The organism is Xylophilus rhododendri (genome assembly GCF_009906855.1).
In the GTDB taxonomy this organism is placed as follows: Bacteria; Pseudomonadota; Gammaproteobacteria; order Burkholderiales; family Burkholderiaceae_C; genus Xylophilus; species Xylophilus rhododendri.
In genome coordinates, this window is record NZ_CP047650.1 from 2,863,066 (window position 1) to 2,881,286 (window position 18,221).

The 18,221-nt window shown below is 69.8% G+C and carries 14 protein-coding genes; 10 read left to right on the top strand and 4 right to left on the bottom strand.

The annotated features are described in order from the left end of the window. Positions 1 to 5: 5 nt before the first annotated feature. Positions 6 to 1,010 carry a hydroxymethylglutaryl-CoA lyase gene (locus GT347_RS13170; protein WP_160552436.1) on the bottom strand — a complete coding sequence of 335 codons (1,005 nt, stop codon included), beginning with the start codon at positions 1,008 to 1,010 and terminating at the stop codon, positions 6 to 8. Next, on the bottom strand, positions 1,007 to 2,212 hold the full coding sequence (locus GT347_RS13175) for a CaiB/BaiF CoA transferase family protein (protein ID WP_160552438.1): 1,206 nt from the start codon (positions 2,210 to 2,212) through the stop codon (positions 1,007 to 1,009). The genes GT347_RS13170 and GT347_RS13175 overlap by 4 nt, the downstream gene beginning before the upstream one ends. A 114-nt stretch (positions 2,213 to 2,326) precedes the next feature. Here GT347_RS13175 and GT347_RS13180 point away from each other — a divergent pair, with 114 nt between their 5' ends. The 3 genes from GT347_RS13180 (at position 2,327) to GT347_RS13190 (ending at position 4,231) form a co-directional block, all read left to right on the top strand. Then, positions 2,327 to 3,217 carry a LysR family transcriptional regulator gene (locus GT347_RS13180; protein WP_160552440.1) on the top strand — a complete coding sequence of 297 codons (891 nt, stop codon included), beginning with the start codon at positions 2,327 to 2,329 and terminating at the stop codon, positions 3,215 to 3,217. Positions 3,218 to 3,295: 78 nt separating this feature from the next. Further along, the gene (locus GT347_RS13185) at positions 3,296 to 3,574 is read left to right on the top strand and encodes a type II toxin-antitoxin system Y4mF family antitoxin (RefSeq protein ID WP_160552442.1); all 279 of its coding nucleotides are present in this window, start codon (positions 3,296 to 3,298) and stop codon (positions 3,572 to 3,574) included. A 219-nt stretch (positions 3,575 to 3,793) separates the two neighbouring features. After that, on the top strand, positions 3,794 to 4,231 hold the full coding sequence (locus GT347_RS13190; protein WP_160552444.1) for a hypothetical protein: 438 nt from the start codon (positions 3,794 to 3,796) through the stop codon (positions 4,229 to 4,231). A gap of 37 nt (positions 4,232 to 4,268) precedes the next feature. Here the strand turns inward: GT347_RS13190 and GT347_RS13195 are convergent, their stop codons facing one another. Next, a complete protein-coding gene (locus tag GT347_RS13195) occupies positions 4,269 to 5,402 on the bottom strand; it encodes a metallophosphoesterase (protein ID WP_160552446.1) in 1,134 nt (377 codons plus the stop codon). A 166-nt stretch (positions 5,403 to 5,568) separates the two neighbouring features. Here GT347_RS13195 and GT347_RS13200 point away from each other — a divergent pair, with 166 nt between their 5' ends. The 6 genes from GT347_RS13200 (at position 5,569) to GT347_RS13225 (ending at position 15,722) form a co-directional block, all read left to right on the top strand. Continuing rightward, positions 5,569 to 6,984, top strand: coding sequence for an MFS transporter (locus GT347_RS13200; protein WP_160552448.1), 1,416 nt, complete (start codon positions 5,569 to 5,571; stop codon positions 6,982 to 6,984). A gap of 194 nt (positions 6,985 to 7,178) precedes the next feature. Then, complete coding sequence (locus GT347_RS13205; RefSeq protein ID WP_160552450.1) at positions 7,179 to 8,504, top strand: HlyD family secretion protein; 1,326 nt, start codon at positions 7,179 to 7,181, stop codon at positions 8,502 to 8,504. After that, positions 8,501 to 10,123, top strand: coding sequence for a DHA2 family efflux MFS transporter permease subunit (locus GT347_RS13210; protein ID WP_160552452.1), 1,623 nt, complete (start codon positions 8,501 to 8,503; stop codon positions 10,121 to 10,123). Before GT347_RS13205 ends, GT347_RS13210 begins: the two co-directional genes overlap by 4 nt. A gap of 1 nt (position 10,124) precedes the next feature. Further along, positions 10,125 to 11,633, top strand: coding sequence for an efflux transporter outer membrane subunit (locus GT347_RS13215; RefSeq protein WP_160552454.1), 1,509 nt, complete (start codon positions 10,125 to 10,127; stop codon positions 11,631 to 11,633). Between the two features lie 63 nt (positions 11,634 to 11,696). Beyond that, the gene (locus GT347_RS13220) at positions 11,697 to 13,925 is read left to right on the top strand and encodes a heavy metal translocating P-type ATPase (RefSeq protein ID WP_160552456.1); all 2,229 of its coding nucleotides are present in this window, start codon (positions 11,697 to 11,699) and stop codon (positions 13,923 to 13,925) included. Between the two features lie 138 nt (positions 13,926 to 14,063). Continuing rightward, a complete protein-coding gene (locus GT347_RS13225; protein ID WP_160552457.1) occupies positions 14,064 to 15,722 on the top strand; it encodes a methyl-accepting chemotaxis protein in 1,659 nt (552 codons plus the stop codon). A 6-nt stretch (positions 15,723 to 15,728) separates the two neighbouring features. Here the strand turns inward: GT347_RS13225 and GT347_RS13230 are convergent, their stop codons facing one another. Then, positions 15,729 to 17,030 (bottom strand): AsmA-like C-terminal region-containing protein, encoded by a 1,302-nt coding sequence (locus tag GT347_RS13230; protein WP_160552459.1) that lies wholly within the window; start codon positions 17,028 to 17,030, stop codon positions 15,729 to 15,731. Positions 17,031 to 17,235: 205 nt separating this feature from the next. On the opposite strand from GT347_RS13230, the gene GT347_RS13235 reads away from it, so the two are divergent. After that, the gene (locus tag GT347_RS13235) at positions 17,236 to 18,177 is read left to right on the top strand and encodes a CysB family HTH-type transcriptional regulator (protein ID WP_160552461.1); all 942 of its coding nucleotides are present in this window, start codon (positions 17,236 to 17,238) and stop codon (positions 18,175 to 18,177) included. The last annotated feature ends 44 nt before the right edge of the window (positions 18,178 to 18,221 follow it).

The window sequence follows — 18,221 nt, forward strand, 5'->3', positions numbered from 1 at the left end:
TGGAATCAGGAAACGGCGGTCTGCGGCTGGTCGCGGGCCAGGGCGCGGTCGCGCCAGCTGGCGAAGTCGGCCGGCGGCGCATGCAGGTCCAGGCGCTGGCCGGCCTTGAGCAGCTGGCTGGGCACGTCGTGGCCGACCAGGCCCGGCAGGCGGGCGGCGGCCAGCAGCAGCAAGGGCAGGTCGCAGCCGGTGTCGTAGCCCATCAGCTGCAGGGCGTGCACGATCTCCTCGGTGCAGACATTGCCGCTGGCCCCTGGCGCATAGGGGCAGCCGCCCAGGCCGCCGAGCGATGCGTCGAAGCGGTCTGCGCCGGCGGCGATCGAGGCCAGCACATTGGCCAGGCCCATGCCGCGGGTGTTGTGGAAATGCAGGGTCAGGCCCGCTTGCGGAAAACGCTGGCGGAAGTCCGCGACCAGGGCTCGCACCTGGCTGGGATAGGCCATGCCGGTGGTGTCGCACAATGTGATGCCGGTGGCGCCCTGCTCCAGGAAACGGGCGGCCCAGCCGAGCACCACGTCCGCCGGCACATCGCCTTCCATCGGGCAGCCGAAGGCGCAGGACAGGGAGACGTTGACCGGCACCTTCGCCTGCCGCGCCATGGTGATCACTTCGCTCAGGGCCGCGAAGGATTGCTCGCGTGTCATGCGCAGGTTGGCGATGTTGTGGGTCTCGCTGGTCGAGATCACCAGGTTGAGTTCATCGGCCCGGGCTTCGATGGCGCGCTCGGCGCCGCGCTTGTTGGGCACCAGGCAGGTGTAGACCACGCCGGGCTGGCGGCGGATCTCGCGCAGCACGATCTCCGCGTCGCGCAGTGCGGGGATGGCCTGCGGCGAGACGAAGGCGGTGGCCTCGATCTTGGCCAGGCCCGCGTCGGAGAGCTGGTCGATCAGGGCGATCTTGTCCTCGGTCGGGATGAAGACGGACTCCATCTGGAAGCCGTCGCGTGTTCCCACTTCCTGCAGATACAGGCGTTTGCCAGCGCCGTCCCAGGCGTTCGTTTCGGGCGTCATGCGACCACTCCTTTTTCGCGCAGCAGCGCGATCTGTTGTTCGGTGAGGCCGGCTTCGCGCAGCACGGCGTCGGTGTCTTCGCCCAATCGCGGCGCGGCGGTGCGCAGACCGCCGGGCGTGGCGGAGAGCTTGGGGCAGATGCCCGGCACCGCGATGTCGTGGCCGTCGCGGGTGCGCTGGGTCAGCACCATGTCGCGGGCGCGGTAGTGCGGGTCTTCGGCGATGTCGCGGGCGGTGTAGACCTTGCCGGCCGGCACCTTGGCGGCGCCCAGCAGGTCCATCACTTCGGCGATGCTGCGCGAGGCGGTCCAGGCGCCGATGGCGGCATCGATCTCCCCGACCCGGGCGACGCGGCCGGCGTTGCTCTGCAGGTCGGCCGCGGTGGCCAGGTCGGGGCGGCCGATGGCCTCCATCAGGCGGCGGAAGATGCTGTCGCCGTTGCCGGCGATCAGCACGTAGCCGTCGCTGCATTTGTAGGCGTTAGAGGGCGCGATGCCCGGCAGTGCGCTGCCGGCGGCCTCGCGCACCGCACCGAAGGCGTCGTACTCGGGCAGCAGGCTTTCCATGCAGTTGAAGACGGCCTCGTGCAGGGCCACGTCGATCACCTGCCCCGCCCCGCCATGCACCTTGCGGTGGTAGAGCGCCATCAGCACGCCGAGCGCGCCATGCAGCGCGGCCAGGGTGTCGCCGATGGACACCCCCACCCGCACCGGCACCCGGCCCGGCTCGGCGGTGAGGTGGCGCAGCCCGCCCATGGCCTCGCCGATGACACCGAAGCCGGGCAGGTCGCGGTAGGGGCCGGTCTGGCCGTAGCCGGAGATGCGCAGCATCACCAGGCCGGGGTTCAGCGCCTGCAGCGTGTCCCAGCCCATGCCCCAGGCTTCGAGGGTGCCGGGGCGGAAGTTCTCGATCAGCACATCGGCCTCGGCGATCAGCTTGCGGGCCAGGTCCTGGCCGTCGGCGCTGCGCAGGTCGATGGCGATGGAGCGCTTGTTGCGCGACTGCACCTGCCACCAGACGGAGGTGCCGTCCTGCAGCAGGCGCCAGTTGCGCAGCGGGTCGCCGCTGCCGGGCGGCTCGATCTTGACGACCTCGGCGCCGAAGTCGGCCAGGGTCTTGGCACAGAAGGGGCCGGCGATGAGCTGGCCCATCTCCACCACCTTGAGGCCGGCGAGCGGGCCGGCCGTTGCGATATCCGCCATCGGGCAATGTCTCCTTGTAGGGGCGGCATCTTGCGCAGCGGGGCGTGCGCCGTAAATCGACCATTGGCGAGGCCGCCATCGCAATCGGCGAGGGCGATGCTTTAATGCCCGACCATGCGCATCGACCCGGTCTCGCTCAGGCTCTTCGTCGCGGTGATGGAGGAAGGCACCATCGCCGCCGCGGCCACACGCGAGCATCTGGCGCAGGCGGCGGTGAGCCGGCGCCTGTCGGAGCTGGAAGCAGCGCTCGGCGCCACCCTCTTCCTGCGCAGCAACCGCGGCACGCAGGCGACCGCGGCAGCCCATGCCCTGCTGGGACTGGCGCGTGGCGTGCTCCACGGCCTGGCGGACATCCAGGAGCAGATGGACGGTTTCGCGACCGGCCTGCGCGGCCATGTGCGGCTGTCGGCCAATATCTCCGCGATCACCCAGTTCCTGCCGCAGGACCTGCGCAGCTTCCTCGGCCATGCGCCGCAGGTGCAGGTGCATCTGCAGGAACACATCAGCACCCGGGTGGCGCGGGCGGTGGCCGACAGCACGGCCGATATCGGCATCCTCAATGCCGGCGACTACGGCCAGGACCTGGTGCAGCTGCCCTACCGGCAGGACGAGCTGGTGGTGGTGGCGCCGCGCGGCCATGCCCTGGCGCGGCGGCGTTCGCTGCGCTTCGCCGAAGTGCTGGGCCACGACATCGTCGGACTGCACCAGGGCAGCGCGATGAACGACCTGCTGCACCGCGGTGCGGCCGAAGCCGGCCTGCCGCTGCGCTTGCGCATGCAGGTCACCAGCTACGACGCGTTGTGCCTGATGGTGGATGCCGGCCTGGGCGTTGGTGTGCTGCCGCGCGGCAGCGCACGGCTCTATCTGCCGGCTCTGAAGATCGCTGCGGTGACACTGGCCGAGCCCTGGGCCACACGGCAGCTGATGCTGGCGGTGCGCTCGCTGGAGGCGCTGTCGTCGGCGGCACGCTCGCTGGTGGAACATCTACAGGCTCCGTCAGATTAATTACCGATCGGTCATTTATCTTGAAGAGCGCCGGATATGCGCGTAGAAATTACCGTTCGGTAACTTCGATGCTGCATCATGATCATTGCTTCCGAGAAATTACCGGACGGTAATTTTTTCAAGACGCCCGTTGCCACGCCCGTCCGTACCTCGGCTGAACTCGGCGCCCTGCTGCGCGAGCGCCGCAAGCTGCTGCAGCTCAAGCAGACCGATCTCGCCGGCATAGGCAACACGGGGAACCGTTTCATCGTGGACCTGGAGAACGGCAAACCCACGGTGCAGTTGCAGAAGGTGCTGGATGTGCTGGACCTGCTGGGCCTGGAAGTACTGGTGCGGCCGCGCAAGGGCAGTCTGTGAGCGCCACGAAATGGCGGCCGGACCGGCTGGACCTGTACCGCGAATCTGGCGCAGCGGCTCGCCAGGAACACGCGGTCCACCACGGCCAGGTTCGTTTCGCGCCTGGGGGCCCCTTCGCCCTAGTGCTTCGTGTCGGGCGGCGGCAAAGCTGCCTTCAAATAACGCCCGGCATGGCGCGAAAAAACACATGGCCAAAATCCATTCAGATGGAGTAATTCAATGGCAACTTATTTGAAGTTATTGAACCGCAGCAATTTTTCGTTTTCCGAGCCGATACTGTCCCTCGAAGTGAGCGGAGTGAATCTGCAGATTTCCGTCGGCAAATATGGGGGGAAGCCGGATATCCAGGGGCATATCCAGACCAAGTGGGAAAATCGCCCCATCGTCTACCGGTTCGAACTGAATTACCGAGGTGCGCTGCCAAAAACTGAAACACACGAGGCACTTGCCGGAAAGTTGAAACTCTCCGATGAAAATATCGCCATTCTCAAGGGGATCGCGCGTTTGCCGGTATGGAGGGTGGCGTCCGTTCCCCAACCGATTCAAGTGGAAACCAGGGACCTGGAACTGCAGACGGGGCAGACTCTTCGGCTGTGGCCATTCGAATCGACGCCTCTGCAACACCTGAATCTGGAGTTTGTGCTCCTGAACGAATGAATAAGGGCGCGGAACTGGAGTGTTCCGCGAAACCCCCTCAGCCCTTGACCAGCCGCAACAAAGTGATTTCCGAAGGCGCCAGAAAACGCTTGGGCGGCCCCCAGTAGCCGGTGCCCCGGCTCACGTAGACCCACATCTTCCCCAGCCGGTGCAGGCCGGCCACATAGGGCTGCTGGAAACGCACGAAATGGTTCCAGGGCCAGAACTGGCCGCCATGGGTATGGCCCGACAGCTGCAGGTCGAAACCGGCGGCCTCGGCCGGCTCGGCGCTGCGCGGCTGGTGCGCCAGCAGCACCCGGGCGGCGGCGGTCGCGGGGCTGCCGGCCATGGCGGCTTGAGCATCGCTGCGATGCGCGGGATCGAACTGGCCCGCGCTGTAATCGGCCACGCCGGCCAGCACCAGCGGGGCGCCGCCCTGGCGGTCCGGGATGCTGACATGGCTGTTGAGCAGCACCGTCATCCCGATGCGCCGCAGCTCGGCGATCCAGGCATGGGCGCCGGCGTAGTACTCGTGGTTGCCGGTGACGAAATAACTGCCGTGGCGCGACTTCAGGCCGGCCAGCGGCGCCACATGGGCCGACAGGGTCGGCACGCTGCCATCGACCAGGTCGCCGGTGATGGCCACCATGTCGGCATCCAGCGTGTTGACCCGGTCCACCATGGCCTGCACATAACCCTTGCGGATGGTCGGGCCCACATGCACGTCCGACAGCTGGGCGATGGTGAAGCCCTCGAAGCCGGCGGGCAGGCCGGCGATCGGCACGTCCACCCGCCGCACCCGGGCCAGGCTGCGGGCATTGAAGGTGCCCCAGGCGGTGACCAGGATGGCGATGAGCGGCACGGCCAGGGCCGAGTCGCGCTCGAAGCCGGGCAGGCGTTCGAGCATGGCGCTGTCGGCCAGGCTCCAGGCGGTGCCGGCCAGCAGGGCCAGGTCGCGCAGGAAGGTCAGCACGAAGAGCGAGGAGAACAACCCCATGGCAACCAGCGAGGCCACCTTCAGCACCCGGCTGTGCACGCTGCGCACGGCCATGGGCAGCAGCAGGGCCGACGCGACCAGCCACAGCGCCAGCAGGACGAAACCCGCCGGCGTGGACGACCAGAGCACCGGCAGCAGGCGCCAGGCTACGTAGCAATGGACCAGCAGGGAGATGAAGGGCAGTGGCAATCGCATGGTGGTCGGATGGGAGAGGGAAGAAGACGGCGGAAGCCGGCAATTGAGGCGACGAGTGTGATCTTTCAAGGCGAGGCCTGCCCTCGTCGATGGCGATGACCGGCAGGAAATGGCGGACAAGCGGACAATCCGGCGTTTTCCCCGCACGCCACCGCTTCTTTTGTCCATGCAGGCCAGTCCCCAAGCAACGACCGCACCCGACGGCCTTCCACCTCCCGAACGCCGACGCGCCATGCTGGTGATGATCCTGGGGATCAGCCTGGCGGTGCTGGACGGCACCATCGTCAACCTGGCCCTGCCCGCCATCGCACGCGACCTGCAGGCGCCGGCCGCGCATGCGGTGTGGGTGGTCAATGCCTACCAGGTGGCCTTGCTGGCGCTGCTGCTGCCCTGCGCCACGCTGGGCGATCTGGTGGGCTACAAGCGGGTCTACCTGGTCGGCATCGGTTTCTTCACCGCGGCATCGCTGGCCTGCACCGTGGCCGGCTCGCTGCCGGCCCTGGCCATCGCGCGCGGGCTGCAGGGCCTGGGCGCGGCGGGGCTGATGGGGGTGAATGCCGCGCTGGTGCGGCGCATCTATCCGCGCTCGATGCTGGGGCACGGCGTGGCGCTCAATTCGGTGGTGGTGGCGACGGCCTCGGTGGCCGGGCCCAGCGTGGCGGCCGCCATCCTTTCGGTGGCGGACTGGCCCTGGCTGTTCGCGCTGAACCTGCCGCTGGGCGCGCTGGTGCTGATCCTGGGACCGAAGGCCCTGCCGGCGAACGCGGCGCCGCCGACGGCCGGCGCACGCCTGTCGCCGCTGGACGTGGCCCTGAACGCGGCCATGTTCGCGCTGGTGGTGATGGGCGCCGATGCCCTGGGCGTGGCGGCCGGCGGCAAGGCCGGCAACCTGCTGCACGGCTTCCTGCTGCTGGCCGCCGGCGTGGCGGTCGGCGTGTTCTATGTGCGGCGGCAGCGCCACCAGGCCGTGCCGCTGTTTCCGGTGGACCTGCTGCGCATCCCTGTCTTCCGGCTGTCGATGTGCAGCTCGATCGGCGCCTTCTCCGCACAGATGCTGGCCTTCGTCTCCCTGCCCTTCCTGATGCTGGACGGCCTGGGCCGCAATGCAGGGCAGACCGGCCTGCTGATCAGTTGCTGGCCGCTGGCCACGGTGGTGGCGGCGCCGCTGGCCGGGCGGCTGATCGGGCGGGTGTCCGATGGTTTGCTGGGCGGCATCGGCATGGTGTGCATGGCGCTGGGGCTGCTGGCGATGACGCTGCTGCCGGCCGATCCCGGCAACCTGAACATCGCCTGGCGGCTGGCGATGTGCGGCTTCGGCTTCGGCCTGTTCCAGTCGCCCAACAACCACACCATCGTGACCTCGGCGCCCGCGCACCGCTCGGGCGGCGCCAGCGGCATGCTGGGCACCGCGCGCCTGACCGGGCAGACGCTGGGCGTGGTGCTGCTGGCCGGCGTGTTCAGCCTGTTCGATGCGCATAACGGCCACGGGCCGGTGGTGGGCCTGGCCCTGGCGGCTGGCTTCGCGACGGCGGCGGCGATCTTCAGCACGATGCGGGTGCGGCATCCGGTCAAGGGCCACTGACCGGGCGGGGATCGGTCGGGCGGCATCGCCGCAGTCCTACATCTGGGAGCGCTAGCACGGCACAGACAGGCGGCCGGGCAGCCGGCATTCTTGGCGGCTTATGCGTTCCTGGACGTCCGCCATGCAGCCCACGCCGATACCGGCCTCCCATCCGCCCGCGCGCCAGCGCAGCGCCCCCGAAACAGCGAGGCGCCATGGCTGAAGACCAGGACCAGGACACCGCATCCAACAACACCAAGAGCGGCGACCGAGATCCTCCAGCCCGCGAAGACGACAGCTCGTCCTCGCAGAAGGGCCAGGACGAGCAGGACGGCAAGAAGGACCAGGACGGCAAGGGTGGCGACGAGCCTGCCAAGCCCTCCCCGCTCAAGAACCCCAAGGTCCGCATCGGCCTGGCTGTCGTCGGCCTGATCTTGCTGGTGGTGGGCACCCTCTGGTTCATCCACTACTGGCGCCACGGGCGTTTCGTGCAGAAGACCAACGACGCCTATCTGCAGGCCGACCAGGTGGCGATCTCCTCCAAGGTGCCGGGCTATGTGGAAGAGGTCTACGTCAGCGACAACCAGACGGTGGACGTCGGCACGCCGCTGGTGCGCATCGACCCACGCGACACCCGTGCCCGTGCCGAGCAGGCACAGGCCCAGGTGGACCAGGGCCTGGCCTCCATGGCCCAGGCCGATGCGCAGATCGCCCAGCAGCGCTCGCAGGTGGCGGTGGCCGATGCGCAGCTGCAGGGCGCGGTCTCCAATCTGAAGCATGCGCAGGAAGAGGTCGACCGCTACCGGCCGCTGGTGGCCGAAGGCGCGCACAGCGCCGAGCAGCTCGACCGCCTGCTGCAGACCCGCGACCAGGCGGCCTCGCAGCTGGCGGCCAGCCGGGCGCAGCGGGAGTCCGCATTGCGCCAGGACGGCACCCTGCGCGCCCAGCGCCAGGTGGCGGCGGCGCAGGTGGAGCAGGCGCGTGCCCAGCAGCGCCAGACCGAGTCCGATCTGGCGTCGACCATCGTGCGCAGCAGCATCGCCGGGCGTGTGGGCGACCGCACGGTGCGGGTCGGCCAGTATGTGCAGCCGGCCACGCGCCTGATGTCGGTGGTGCCGATCGACCAGCTCTACCTGGTGGCCAACTTCAAGGAAACCCAGATCGGCCTGATGCGCATCGGCCAGTCGGCCGACATCCAGGTCGACGCCCTGCCCGGCAGCGTGCTGCACGGCGAGGTGCAGAGCTTCTCCCCCGGCACCGGCGCGCAGTTCGCGCTGCTGCCGCCGCAGAACGCCACCGGCAACTTCACGAAGGTGGTGCAGCGGGTGCCGGTGCGCATCCAGATCGATGCCGGCCCGGAGGCGCGGCGGGTGCTGCTGGCCGGCCTGTCGGCCACCGTCGAGGTCGATACGCTGGGCGCGAAGAAACAGCGCGAACGGGCCGAGGACGAATCCGACGACAGCAAGGACCGGCGCAAGGACACGCATGAGCAGGATGTGGAGCGCGACCGCCGGACGCAGCAGCCGGGACCCGGCAAATGAGCGCCGCGACGGCGGATGGCGGCGGCGCCGGCAAGGCTTCCGGCGATTCGAAGGCCAAGACATCTTCCGGCAAGGCCGATGCCGGCGCCTGGCTGGCGGTGGCGGCCGGCACCATCGGCTCCTTCATGGCGCTGCTGGACGTCTCCATCGTCAATGCCTCGCTGCCCACCATCCAGGGCGAGATCGGCGCCACCGGCACCGAGGGCACCTGGATCTCCACCGCCTACCTGGTCTCCGAGATCGTGATGATCGCGCTGGCCGGCTGGTTCCAGCGCATGCTGGGGCTGCGGCGTTTCCTGCTGGCGGCGACCATCCTGTTCATCGGCTTCTCGATGGTCTGCGGCCTGTCGTCCAGCCTGGCGCAGATGGTGATCGGCCGGGTCGGCCAGGGCTTCACCGGCGGGGCGATGATTCCCACCGCGATGACCATCGTCAGCACCCGGCTGCCGCCGAAACAGCAGCCGGTGGGCGTGGCGCTGTTCGGCATCACGGCGGTGCTGGGGCCGGTGATCGGGCCGCTGCTCGGTGGCTGGCTCACCGAGAACATCAGCTGGCACTACGCCTTCTTCCTGAACCTGCCGGTGAGCATCGTGCTGATCGCCCTGCTGGTCATCGGCCTGCCCGCGCAGAAAGGGCGGCCGGAGCTGCTGGCCAACGCCGACTGGTGGGGCATCTTCGGACTGGCGATCGGCCTGGGCTGCCTGACGGTGGTGCTGGAGGAGGGCCAGCGCGAGCGCTGGTTCGAGTCCGATCTCATCATCAAGCTGACCGTGTGTTCGGTGATCGGCTTCATCGCGCTGGCCATCGGCCAGTTCACCGCCGAATCGAAGCAACGCGAGCCGGTGGTCTACCTGCGCATCCTGCGCCAGCGCACCTTCGGCATGGTGTTCCTCATCAGCCTGGTGGTGGGTGGCGCGCTCTACGGCCTGCTCTACCTCATACCGCAGTACCTGGCGATGGTGGCGGGCTACAACTCGCTGCAGGCGGGTTATGTGGTGCTGATCAGCGGCATTCCGGCGATCTGCATGATGCCGCTCTTCCCCTTCCTGGCGCGCACGGTGGACATCCGCCTGCTCATCGCGCTGGGCCTGCTGTGTTTCGCCGGCAGCTGTTTCCTGAATGCCCACCTCACGCCCGATACGGTGGGCGAGGACTTCATCGGCCCGCAGATCCTGCGCGGCTTCGGCCAGTACTTCTGCATGCTGTTCCTGAACCAGGCGGCGACGAGTTCGGTGTCCAAGGAGTTCGCGGAGGATGCCTCGGGCCTGTTCAACGGCGCCCGCAACCTGGGCGGCTCCTTCGGGCTGGCGGTGGTGGCCACCTTGCAGGACAGGCGCACCACGCTGCATGTGCAGCAGGTGGGCGAGTCGATCACGGCCAATGCGCCGCGCGGGCAGGACTACATCGCGGGGCTGTCGGCGCAGCTGGGCTTCGGCGACACGGCCAGCGGCTTGCAGCGCGCCATCCAGACCTTCGGCCGCGAGGTGGAGCGGCAGGCGACGGTGATGGGTTATTCCGATCTCTTCTGGGTCTTCGGCATGGTGCTGCTGTGCACCATCCCGCTGGTCCTGTTCCTGAAACCGCTGCCCGGGCAGCAAGGCGCCGGTCCGGCGGGTTGACATGGCTGCGTTTCGATTCCTCCTGAGTACCCTGTCGCTGGCCGCGCTGGCGGGCTGCATGATGGGGCCGGACTACCGTGGTGCACCCGACGCGGCGCCACACGCCTCGGCCGCCGCGGCCTTCCAGCGGGCGGATGCCGCGCTGGAGACGCCGGCGCCGCCGCCGTCGCGCTGGTGGGAGGCGCTGGAAGATCCGCAGCTCACCCGGCTGATCGACCAGGCGCTGGCCTCCAGCCCCAATCTGCAGGCGGCCGAGGCGCGCATCCGCCAGGCGCGGGCCACGCTGCAGCAGCGGCGTTCGGCGGCCCTGCCGGGAGCGACTGCGACCGGCGCGGCGATCAAGGCCTCGGTGCCGGGCAACAGTCCGCTGGCGGCGCTGGGGGGATCGTCTTCCTCCTCCTCGTCTTCTTCTTCTTCGGCCGAGACCTCCAGCGGCCACCGCACCATCGACTTCTACAGCGCCGGCTTCGACGCCATGTGGGAGATCGACCTCTTCGGCGGCGTGCGGCGCGGCATCGAAGGCGCGGCGGCGCAGACCGACGCGGCCATCGCCCAGTACCAGGACGCCCAGGTGCAGATGGCGGCCGAGGTCGGCCAGGCCTATGCCAGCTTGCGCGGCCTGCAGCGGCAGCTCGCCCTGGGCCGCAGCAATGCCGAACTGCAGCAGCGCATGCTGGCCCTGACCGAGGCCCGCCGCCGTGGCGGCACGGCCGACGAGCTGGACCTGGAGCGCGCCCGCGCCCAGCTCACCAGCACCCAGGCCGACATCGTGCCCCTGCCCGGCCGCATCCAGGAGACGCTGGACCAGCTCGCCCTGCTCACCGGCCAGGAGCCCGGTGCGCTCGATGCCGAACTCGGCCCGCCCGCGCCGCCGCCCCGGCTGCCGGCCACGGTGGCGGTCGGCGATCCGGCCGCCATGCTGCGCCGCCGGCCCGATGTGCGGGCGGCCGAACGCACGCTGGCGGCGGGCAATGCGGCCATCGGCCAGGCGATCGCACAGCGCTTTCCCAAGGTCACGCTGTTCGGCAACATCGGCTTCAGTTCGAGCAGCGCCTCGGACCTGTTCCACCACGACAAACTCGCGGTGCTGGGCGGGCCCATCCTGCAGTGGAACTTCCTGGACTTCGGCGCCAACCGGGCGCGGGTGAACCAGTCCCGCGCGGCCTACGACGAGGCCGATGCGCGCTACCGGCAGGCGGTGCTGGCGGCGCTGCAGGATGCGGAGCAGGGCATCTCGCGTTTTCGCAGCCAGCGCGACACGCTGGAGCAGCTCGTGGCCTCGCGCGACTCGGCCACCCGCGCCGCGCGTCTCGCGCAACTGCGCTGGCGCGGCGGCACCATCAGCCAGCTCGATGCGCTGGATGCCGAACGCCAGCGCCTGCAGGCCGAGGACGGACTGACCCAGGGCGCGACGGCGCTGCTGACGCAGTATGTGTCGCTGCAGAAGAGCCTGGGCCTGGGCTGGTCCGAGCCGCCGCAGCGGCAGGGCGAGCCGGTGGCGGCCCGCTGAGTCCCCGGGCGACGATGTCCCCTGCTTGACTTTGCAGCGGGTTGAAGGGCTAGTCTCGGGGCCATGAAGACTTCTGCCCTGGCTGTCGATACGCCGCTGGACCTGTCGGTCGGCGGCATGACCTGCGCCTCCTGCGTGGCGCGTGTGGAAAAGGCTTTGCGCGCCGTGCCCGGCGTGGCGGATGCCAGCGTCAATCTCGCCACGGAGACGGCGCGCATCCGCATCGGCCCCGATGCACCGGCCGATACCGACTGGCCGGCGCGCCTGCGCCGGGCGGTGCGCGATGCCGGCTACGAACCGCGCACCGCCCAGGAGGTGGCGCTGGCGGATGCGGCCTCGCCCTGGGCCGGGCTGTGGCCGGTGGCGGTGGGCGGGGTGCTCAGCCTGGCCCTGATGCTGCCGATGCTGGCGGAACTGGCCGGCCAACACCTGATGCTGGCGCCGGTCTGGCAGCTGCTGCTGGCCGCGCCGGTGCAGTTCTGGCTGGGCGCGCGTTTCTACCGGGCCGGCTGGGCGGCGCTGCGGGCGGGCAGCGGCAATATGGATTTGCTGGTGGCGCTGGGCACCTCGGCGGCCTTCGGGCTGTCGCTGTGGCTGTGGTGGCGTGCGCTGCCCGGGCAGATGCCGCATCTGTACTTCGAGGCCTCGGCCACCGTCATCACCCTGGTGCTGCTGGGCAAGTGGCTGGAGGCGCGCGCCAAGCGCCAGACCGGCAGCGCCATCCGCGCCCTGCAGGCGCTGCGGCCGGAGACGGCGCGGGTGCTGCGCAAGCGCCGCGAGGTGGAGATGCCGGTGGCCGAGCTGCTGGTGGGCGATACGGTGGTGCTGCGGCCGGGCGAGCGGGTGCCGGCGGATGGCCGGGTGATCGAGGGCCGCTCGCAGGCCGACGAATCCCTGCTCACCGGCGAGCCGCTGCCGGTGGACAAGGCGCCGGGCGACAGCGTCACCGGCGGTTCGGTCAACGGCGACGGGCGGCTGCTGGTGCAGGTGTCGGCTATCGGCGCCGAGACGGTGCTGGCCCAGGTGGTGCGCCTGGTGGAGGACGCGCAGGCGGCCAAGGCGCCGATCCAGCGCCTGGTCGACCGGGTGGCGGCCGTCTTCGTGCCGGTGGTGCTGCTGATCGCCGCGCTGACCCTGCTCGGCTGGCTGCTGGCCGGGGCCGGCGTGGAGACGTCGCTGGTGCATGCGGTGTCGGTGCTGGTGATCGCCTGCCCCTGCGCGCTGGGCCTGGCGACGCCGGCGGCGATCATGGCCGGCACCGGCGTGGCGGCGCGCCACGGCATCCTGGTGCGCGATGCCTCGGCGCTGGAGCAGGCGCGCGGCATCGTGACCGTGGCCTTCGACAAGACCGGCACACTCACCAGCGGCCGGCCGCGGCTGTCGGCCTTCGAGGCGGTGGATGGCGGCGCGACCGAGGGCTGGCTGGCGATCGCCGCGGCGCTGCAGTCGGGCAGCGAGCATCCGCTGGCGCGGGCGGTGGTGTCGGCGGCCGGCGAACGCCAGCTGGAACTGCCGCTGGCCGAGGGCCTGCGCGTCGAGCCCGGCCGCGGCCTGATGGCACAGGTGGCGGGACGGGAATTCCTGCTCGGCAGCGAGCGCTGGATGGCGGAGCTGGGTGTGGTCCTGCCCGCATCCGCGGCCGGCGGCGAAAACGCCGGCGCGACCGTCTCGCTGCTGGCCGAACGCATTGACGACCGGGTCGAGCCACGCGCCCGGCTCTATTTCGAGGACAGCGCCCGGCCCGGCGCCCGTGCGGCCCTGCAGGCCCTGCGCCAGCGCGGCCTGAAGCTGGCGCTGCTGTCGGGCGACCGCGCGGCCGCCGTCGCCGCGATGGCGCTGCAACTGGGCCTGCGGCCGGACGAATGCCATGCCGAACTGCTGCCCGCCGACAAGGTGAGCACGCTGCGCAAGCTGGCCGCCACGGGCCCGGTGGCCATGGTGGGCGACGGCATCAACGACGCGCCCGCGCTGGCGGCCGCCGACCTGGGCATCGCCATGGGCAGCGGCACCGATGTGGCGCTGCAGGCCGCCGGCATCACGTTGATGCGGGCGGACCCGGCGCTGGTCGGCGCGGCGCTGGACATCGCCCGGCGCACCGGCGCCAAGATCCGACAGAACCTGTTCTGGGCCTTTGTCTACAACCTCGCCGGCATTCCGCTGGCGGCTTTCGGGCTGCTCAGCCCGGTGGTCGCCGGAGCGGCGATGGCCCTGAGTTCGGTCAGCGTGATGGCCAATGCGCTGTTGTTGCGGCGCTGGTCCACGGATTTGAGTCTGACTAACGAGAAACCATAAGCAGTAGTCAAACTCAAAAACGTCGGAAAAGGCCACAGGGCAAAATACGCAATTGCTTACAAGCACTGGCCAGGGCTGGCCGTCGAAGCAGCCTTGGCTATCGCTCTCATGTCGGGAGCGATCACCCAAGGAGTAGACATGTCCCTGTTTTCGTTGCGCCGTTTCACCATCCGGATGCGCATGTATGGCGCGATCGTGCTGGTGGTCGGACTGGTCGCCCTGCTGGGCGGCGGTGGTTACTGGGGCATGGGGTCGATCCAGCGCAACGCCGAGTTCTTCGTCTCCACCTCCACCTCGGCCACCGGCACCATGGCCGAGCTGCGCGATTCGCTGCAGACGGCCCGGCGCGCCGAGAAGGACATGATCATCCAGTACGAGAAGCCCGAAGGCGTGCGGGCCGCCCGCACCCGCTGGACGACCGCGCTGGACAAGGCCAACGGCACCGCCAAGCGCTTCGCCGATGAGCGTGGCGGCGACGATGCCGGCGCGATGGGCGAGGTGATGGCGCTGGTCGGCAAGTACCGCGATGCGTTCTCCGCCACGGCCAACCAGCTCGAATCCGGCGGCTACGAGTCGGCCACCACCGCCAACCGCATGAGCGCACGCGCCGTCGGTGTGTTCGAGGAAGCCGAGAAGAAGCTGGGCGCGCTCGACGACAGGCTGCGCGCCCAGACCCAGCAGGCCCTGGCCGACCAGGCCGGCATGGCGCACCGCATCCAGATGCTGTTCGCCATCGTGGTGCTGGTGGCGGTGCTGACGGTGGTGCCGCTCACGCTGATGAACATGCGCTCGATCTGCCAGCCGCTGGAGCAGGCCCGCCACACCGCGCTGGCCATCGCCCGGGGCGACCTGTCGCAGCCGATCGCGGTGGAAGGCCGCGACGAACTGGCCGACCTGCAGCGGGCCCTGGCCGGCATGCAGGACGGCCTGGGCGCCATGGTCTCGCAGGTGCGCAACGCCAGCGAAAGCATCGCCAGCGCCAGCCAGCAGATCGCCGCGGGCAACCAGGACTTGTCCAACCGCACCGAGAGCACGGCCGGCAATGTGCAGGAGACGGTGGCTTCCATCACCGAACTCGGCAGCAACGTGCAGCAGACGGCCTCCTCGGCCCAGACCGCCCATGCGCTGGCCACGACCGCCAGTGGCGCGGCCACGCGCGGCGGCGAGGTGGTGCAGCAGGCCGTGGCCAGCATGCAGGACATCGCCACTTCGAGCCGGCGCATCAACGACATCATCGCGCTGATCGATTCGATCGCCTTCCAGACCAACATCCTGGCGCTCAACGCCGCGGTGGAAGCCGCACGCGCCGGTGAACAGGGCCGCGGCTTCGCGGTCGTCGCCAGCGAAGTGCGCAACCTGGCGCAGCGCTCGGCGCAGGCGGCCCAGGAGATCAAGGGCCTGATCGAGACCAGCGTGACCGCGGTGGACGGCGGCGTGAAGCTGGTGCGCGATGCCGGCGCGGCCATGGACGAGATCGTGGCCGGCGTGAAGCGCGTGGGCGGCATCATCGGCGAGATCAGCAGCTCGGCGAACCTGCAGACCACCGGCATCGGCGCGGTGAGCGATGCGGTCAACGACATCGACCGCATGACCCAGCAGAACGCGGCACTGGTCGAGGAATCGGCCGCGGCGGCCGAGTCGCTGCGCGAGCAGGCGGTGCGCCTGGCGGGTGTGGTGGGCCAGTTCCAGCTGTCCACCGCGCTGGTGGGCCAGGGGCAGCGTCCGGCCGGTCCGGCGGCTGTGGCGGCCAAGCGTGTCGGCGGCAAAGCCGAGCCCCGGCTGCTGGCCGGGACCTGATCCAGCTTATCGGCCGCCCGGCGGGCCCGCGGGCGCGGCCGGCCGCGCGGCTTGATTCGGCCCGCCGAAGATGCGGCCGATGGCATCCCCGATACGCGCTCCCAGCACCGTGCCCACGCCGGGCAGCACCGCGGTGCCCACCGCGGCACCGGCGATCGCAGAGGCCGGCACCGAATAGCTAGGCCGGTCGACCGGCCCGGTGATCTTGAGCGGCACACCCACCACGCCGTCCACCAGATCGACGGCGACATCGGCATCCACCTGGCGGTTCTTCAGCACCACGCTGCCCCGCGCGCTCAGCTTGCCGGAGCGGGCGACGAGGTCGTGGTAACGCATCTCGATGCCGTCCGCGCCGTTCTGCGTGTCGAGTACGCCGGTGAGCGAATCCAGCGGCGTGGTGCCGGCGTGTTCCTTGCCCAGCGTGCGGATGGTGCGGTCCAGGTCGAAACGCAGAATGGTGGCGGGCGCGACCGAGAAGCGGGTGCTGGTGCGCAGCGACTGCACGATCTCGCCGAGCTTGCCGCCTTCGGCCTGCAGGGTGCTGTGGCCGGATGCGCGGCCGGCCAGCACGGGGCGGCGTTTGAAGGCTTCCAGCAGCTGGCTCAGGTCGATGCCCTTGGGGTCGAGTTCGCCGGTGATGCGGAAGGTCTCGGGGCTGGGCTGCTGCATTGCCAGGGTGCCGTTCCAGGTGCCGCTGGCGATCGCGACGTCGGCTTGCCAGCGGTCCTGGCCGTCCAGGCGCTGCAGGTCCAGGCGCGCGGGCGGGCTGGTTTCGGTGCGCCAGACGGCGGCGCGGCGCGGGCGCCACTGGGTGTCGAAATCGGCATCGCCGTCGAAGCTGAGCGGGACGGGGCGCTTGCCGGTCCACACCACATCGCTGAATTCGACCCGCGCGACCGGCAGGTCGCCCAGGTGCAGCGGCCCTGTCGGCGTGGGCTTCGATTCGGCGCCGTGCAGGGCATGCAGCGAGGGCTGGGGCAGGCTGGCGCCCGCCAGGCGCACCCGGCTGAAGGCGATCTCCAGGTGCAGCAGCCGGCCCAGGCGCGGCCAGGCCTGCAGGTGCTTGAGTTCGATGGGGCGGTCCTGTTCGGTACGGGCATCGCGCACCTCGATCAACGGCGTGGGCAGCAACTGCCAATGCAGCTGGCCGATATGCACCGGCACGCCGAGCTTTTCGCCCAGCGCTTTTTCGGCCTTGCGGGCGAGTTGCTCTTCGCTGGGGATGGCCACGGCCAGGCCGATGGCCAGCACCGCGACAAGGGCCAGGACGGCGAGGCTGGCGCGTAGGGCGGTTCGGCGGTGGGGCATGGAGTCTGGATGGGGACGGCGGCGCGGGCGAAGCTGTGTTTTTGCCTCAAAACGCCCGGGCCGGACGTCGGCCGACACCGCTTCTTCCCGCTTTGGCGATCGCTGCATAAGAAACCAACTTTTTATTCGTTCTGATTAGAACGATCGGCGCCGAATAATGCGGCGCGGCCGGATCTCCCGGCCCTGCTTTTTTGGTTCCCCGCCCATGAACTTCCAGCAGTTGCGCTCCGTGCGGGAAGCCGTGCGTTGCGGCTTCAACCTCACCGATGTCGCGCATGCCCTGCACACCTCGCAGCCGGGCGTCAGCCGCCAGATCCGCGAACTCGAGGACGAGCTGGGCATCGCCCTGTTCGTGCGCTCCGGCAAACGCCTGACCGGCATGACCGAGCCCGGCGCCCATGTGCTGCCGGTGATCGAACGCATCCTGCAGGACAGCAGCAATCTGCGCAGCGCCGCGCAGGAGTTCGTGGCGCAGAAGAGCGGCCGCCTGGTGATCGCCGCCACCCACTCGCAGGCACGTTACGCCCTGCCCGGCGCGGTGCAGGATTTCCGCCGCCAGTTCCCCAACGTGCGCCTGCACCTGCACCAGGGCTCGCCGCAGCAGGTGGCCGAGATGCTGATGGCCGGCGAGGCCGACGTCGGCATCGCCACCGAGGCGCTGGACCGCTACGAGGGCCTGGTCGCCCTGCCCTGCTACCGCTGGACCCATTCGGCCATCGTGCAGCCGGGCCATGCGCTGCTCGACGGCGGCATCACGCTGGAGCGGCTGGCGCGTTATCCGCTGATCACCTACGACACCGGCTTCACCGGCCGCCCGCATATCGACGGCGCCTTCGCGCAGCAGGGCCTGGTGCCGGACATCGTGCTCTCGGCCATGGATGCCGACGTGATCAAGGCCTATGTGGAGCTGGGCATGGGCGTGGGCATCGTGGCCTCGATCGCCTACGAGGCCGAGCGGGATACGGGCCTGCGGGCGCTGGATGTCGGCCACCTGTTCGGCATCAACCTCACCAAGCTCGCGCTGCGCCGCGGCAGTTATCTGCGGGGTTATGTCTACGCCTTCATCGAGTGCTTCGCGCCGACGCTGGTGCGCTCGGTGGTGGAGCAGGCGCTGGGCGACGAATCCGGCGAGCACTACGACATCTGAGGCCGGCGCGCTTTCTGGATTCGCCGGGCCGCCATCGCCACTAG

What these genes read in the sequence shown, in the direction of transcription:
- GT347_RS13170 (WP_160552436.1), bottom strand. Translation starts at nt 1,010, where the DNA reads ATGACGCCCGAAACGAACGCCTGGGACGGCGCTGGCAAACGCCTGTAT.
- GT347_RS13175 (WP_160552438.1), bottom strand. Translation starts at nt 2,212, where the DNA reads ATGGCGGATATCGCAACGGCCGGCCCGCTCGCCGGCCTCAAGGTGGTG.
- GT347_RS13180 (WP_160552440.1), top strand. Translation starts at nt 2,327, where the DNA reads ATGCGCATCGACCCGGTCTCGCTCAGGCTCTTCGTCGCGGTGATGGAG.
- GT347_RS13185 (WP_160552442.1), top strand. Translation starts at nt 3,296, where the DNA reads ATGATCATTGCTTCCGAGAAATTACCGGACGGTAATTTTTTCAAGACG.
- GT347_RS13190 (WP_160552444.1), top strand. Translation starts at nt 3,794, where the DNA reads ATGGCAACTTATTTGAAGTTATTGAACCGCAGCAATTTTTCGTTTTCC.
- GT347_RS13195 (WP_160552446.1), bottom strand. Translation starts at nt 5,402, where the DNA reads ATGCGATTGCCACTGCCCTTCATCTCCCTGCTGGTCCATTGCTACGTA.
- GT347_RS13200 (WP_160552448.1), top strand. Translation starts at nt 5,569, where the DNA reads ATGCAGGCCAGTCCCCAAGCAACGACCGCACCCGACGGCCTTCCACCT.
- GT347_RS13205 (WP_160552450.1), top strand. Translation starts at nt 7,179, where the DNA reads ATGGCTGAAGACCAGGACCAGGACACCGCATCCAACAACACCAAGAGC.
- GT347_RS13210 (WP_160552452.1), top strand. Translation starts at nt 8,501, where the DNA reads ATGAGCGCCGCGACGGCGGATGGCGGCGGCGCCGGCAAGGCTTCCGGC.
- GT347_RS13215 (WP_160552454.1), top strand. Translation starts at nt 10,125, where the DNA reads ATGGCTGCGTTTCGATTCCTCCTGAGTACCCTGTCGCTGGCCGCGCTG.
- GT347_RS13220 (WP_160552456.1), top strand. Translation starts at nt 11,697, where the DNA reads ATGAAGACTTCTGCCCTGGCTGTCGATACGCCGCTGGACCTGTCGGTC.
- GT347_RS13225 (WP_160552457.1), top strand. Translation starts at nt 14,064, where the DNA reads ATGTCCCTGTTTTCGTTGCGCCGTTTCACCATCCGGATGCGCATGTAT.
- GT347_RS13230 (WP_160552459.1), bottom strand. Translation starts at nt 17,030, where the DNA reads ATGCCCCACCGCCGAACCGCCCTACGCGCCAGCCTCGCCGTCCTGGCC.
- GT347_RS13235 (WP_160552461.1), top strand. Translation starts at nt 17,236, where the DNA reads ATGAACTTCCAGCAGTTGCGCTCCGTGCGGGAAGCCGTGCGTTGCGGC.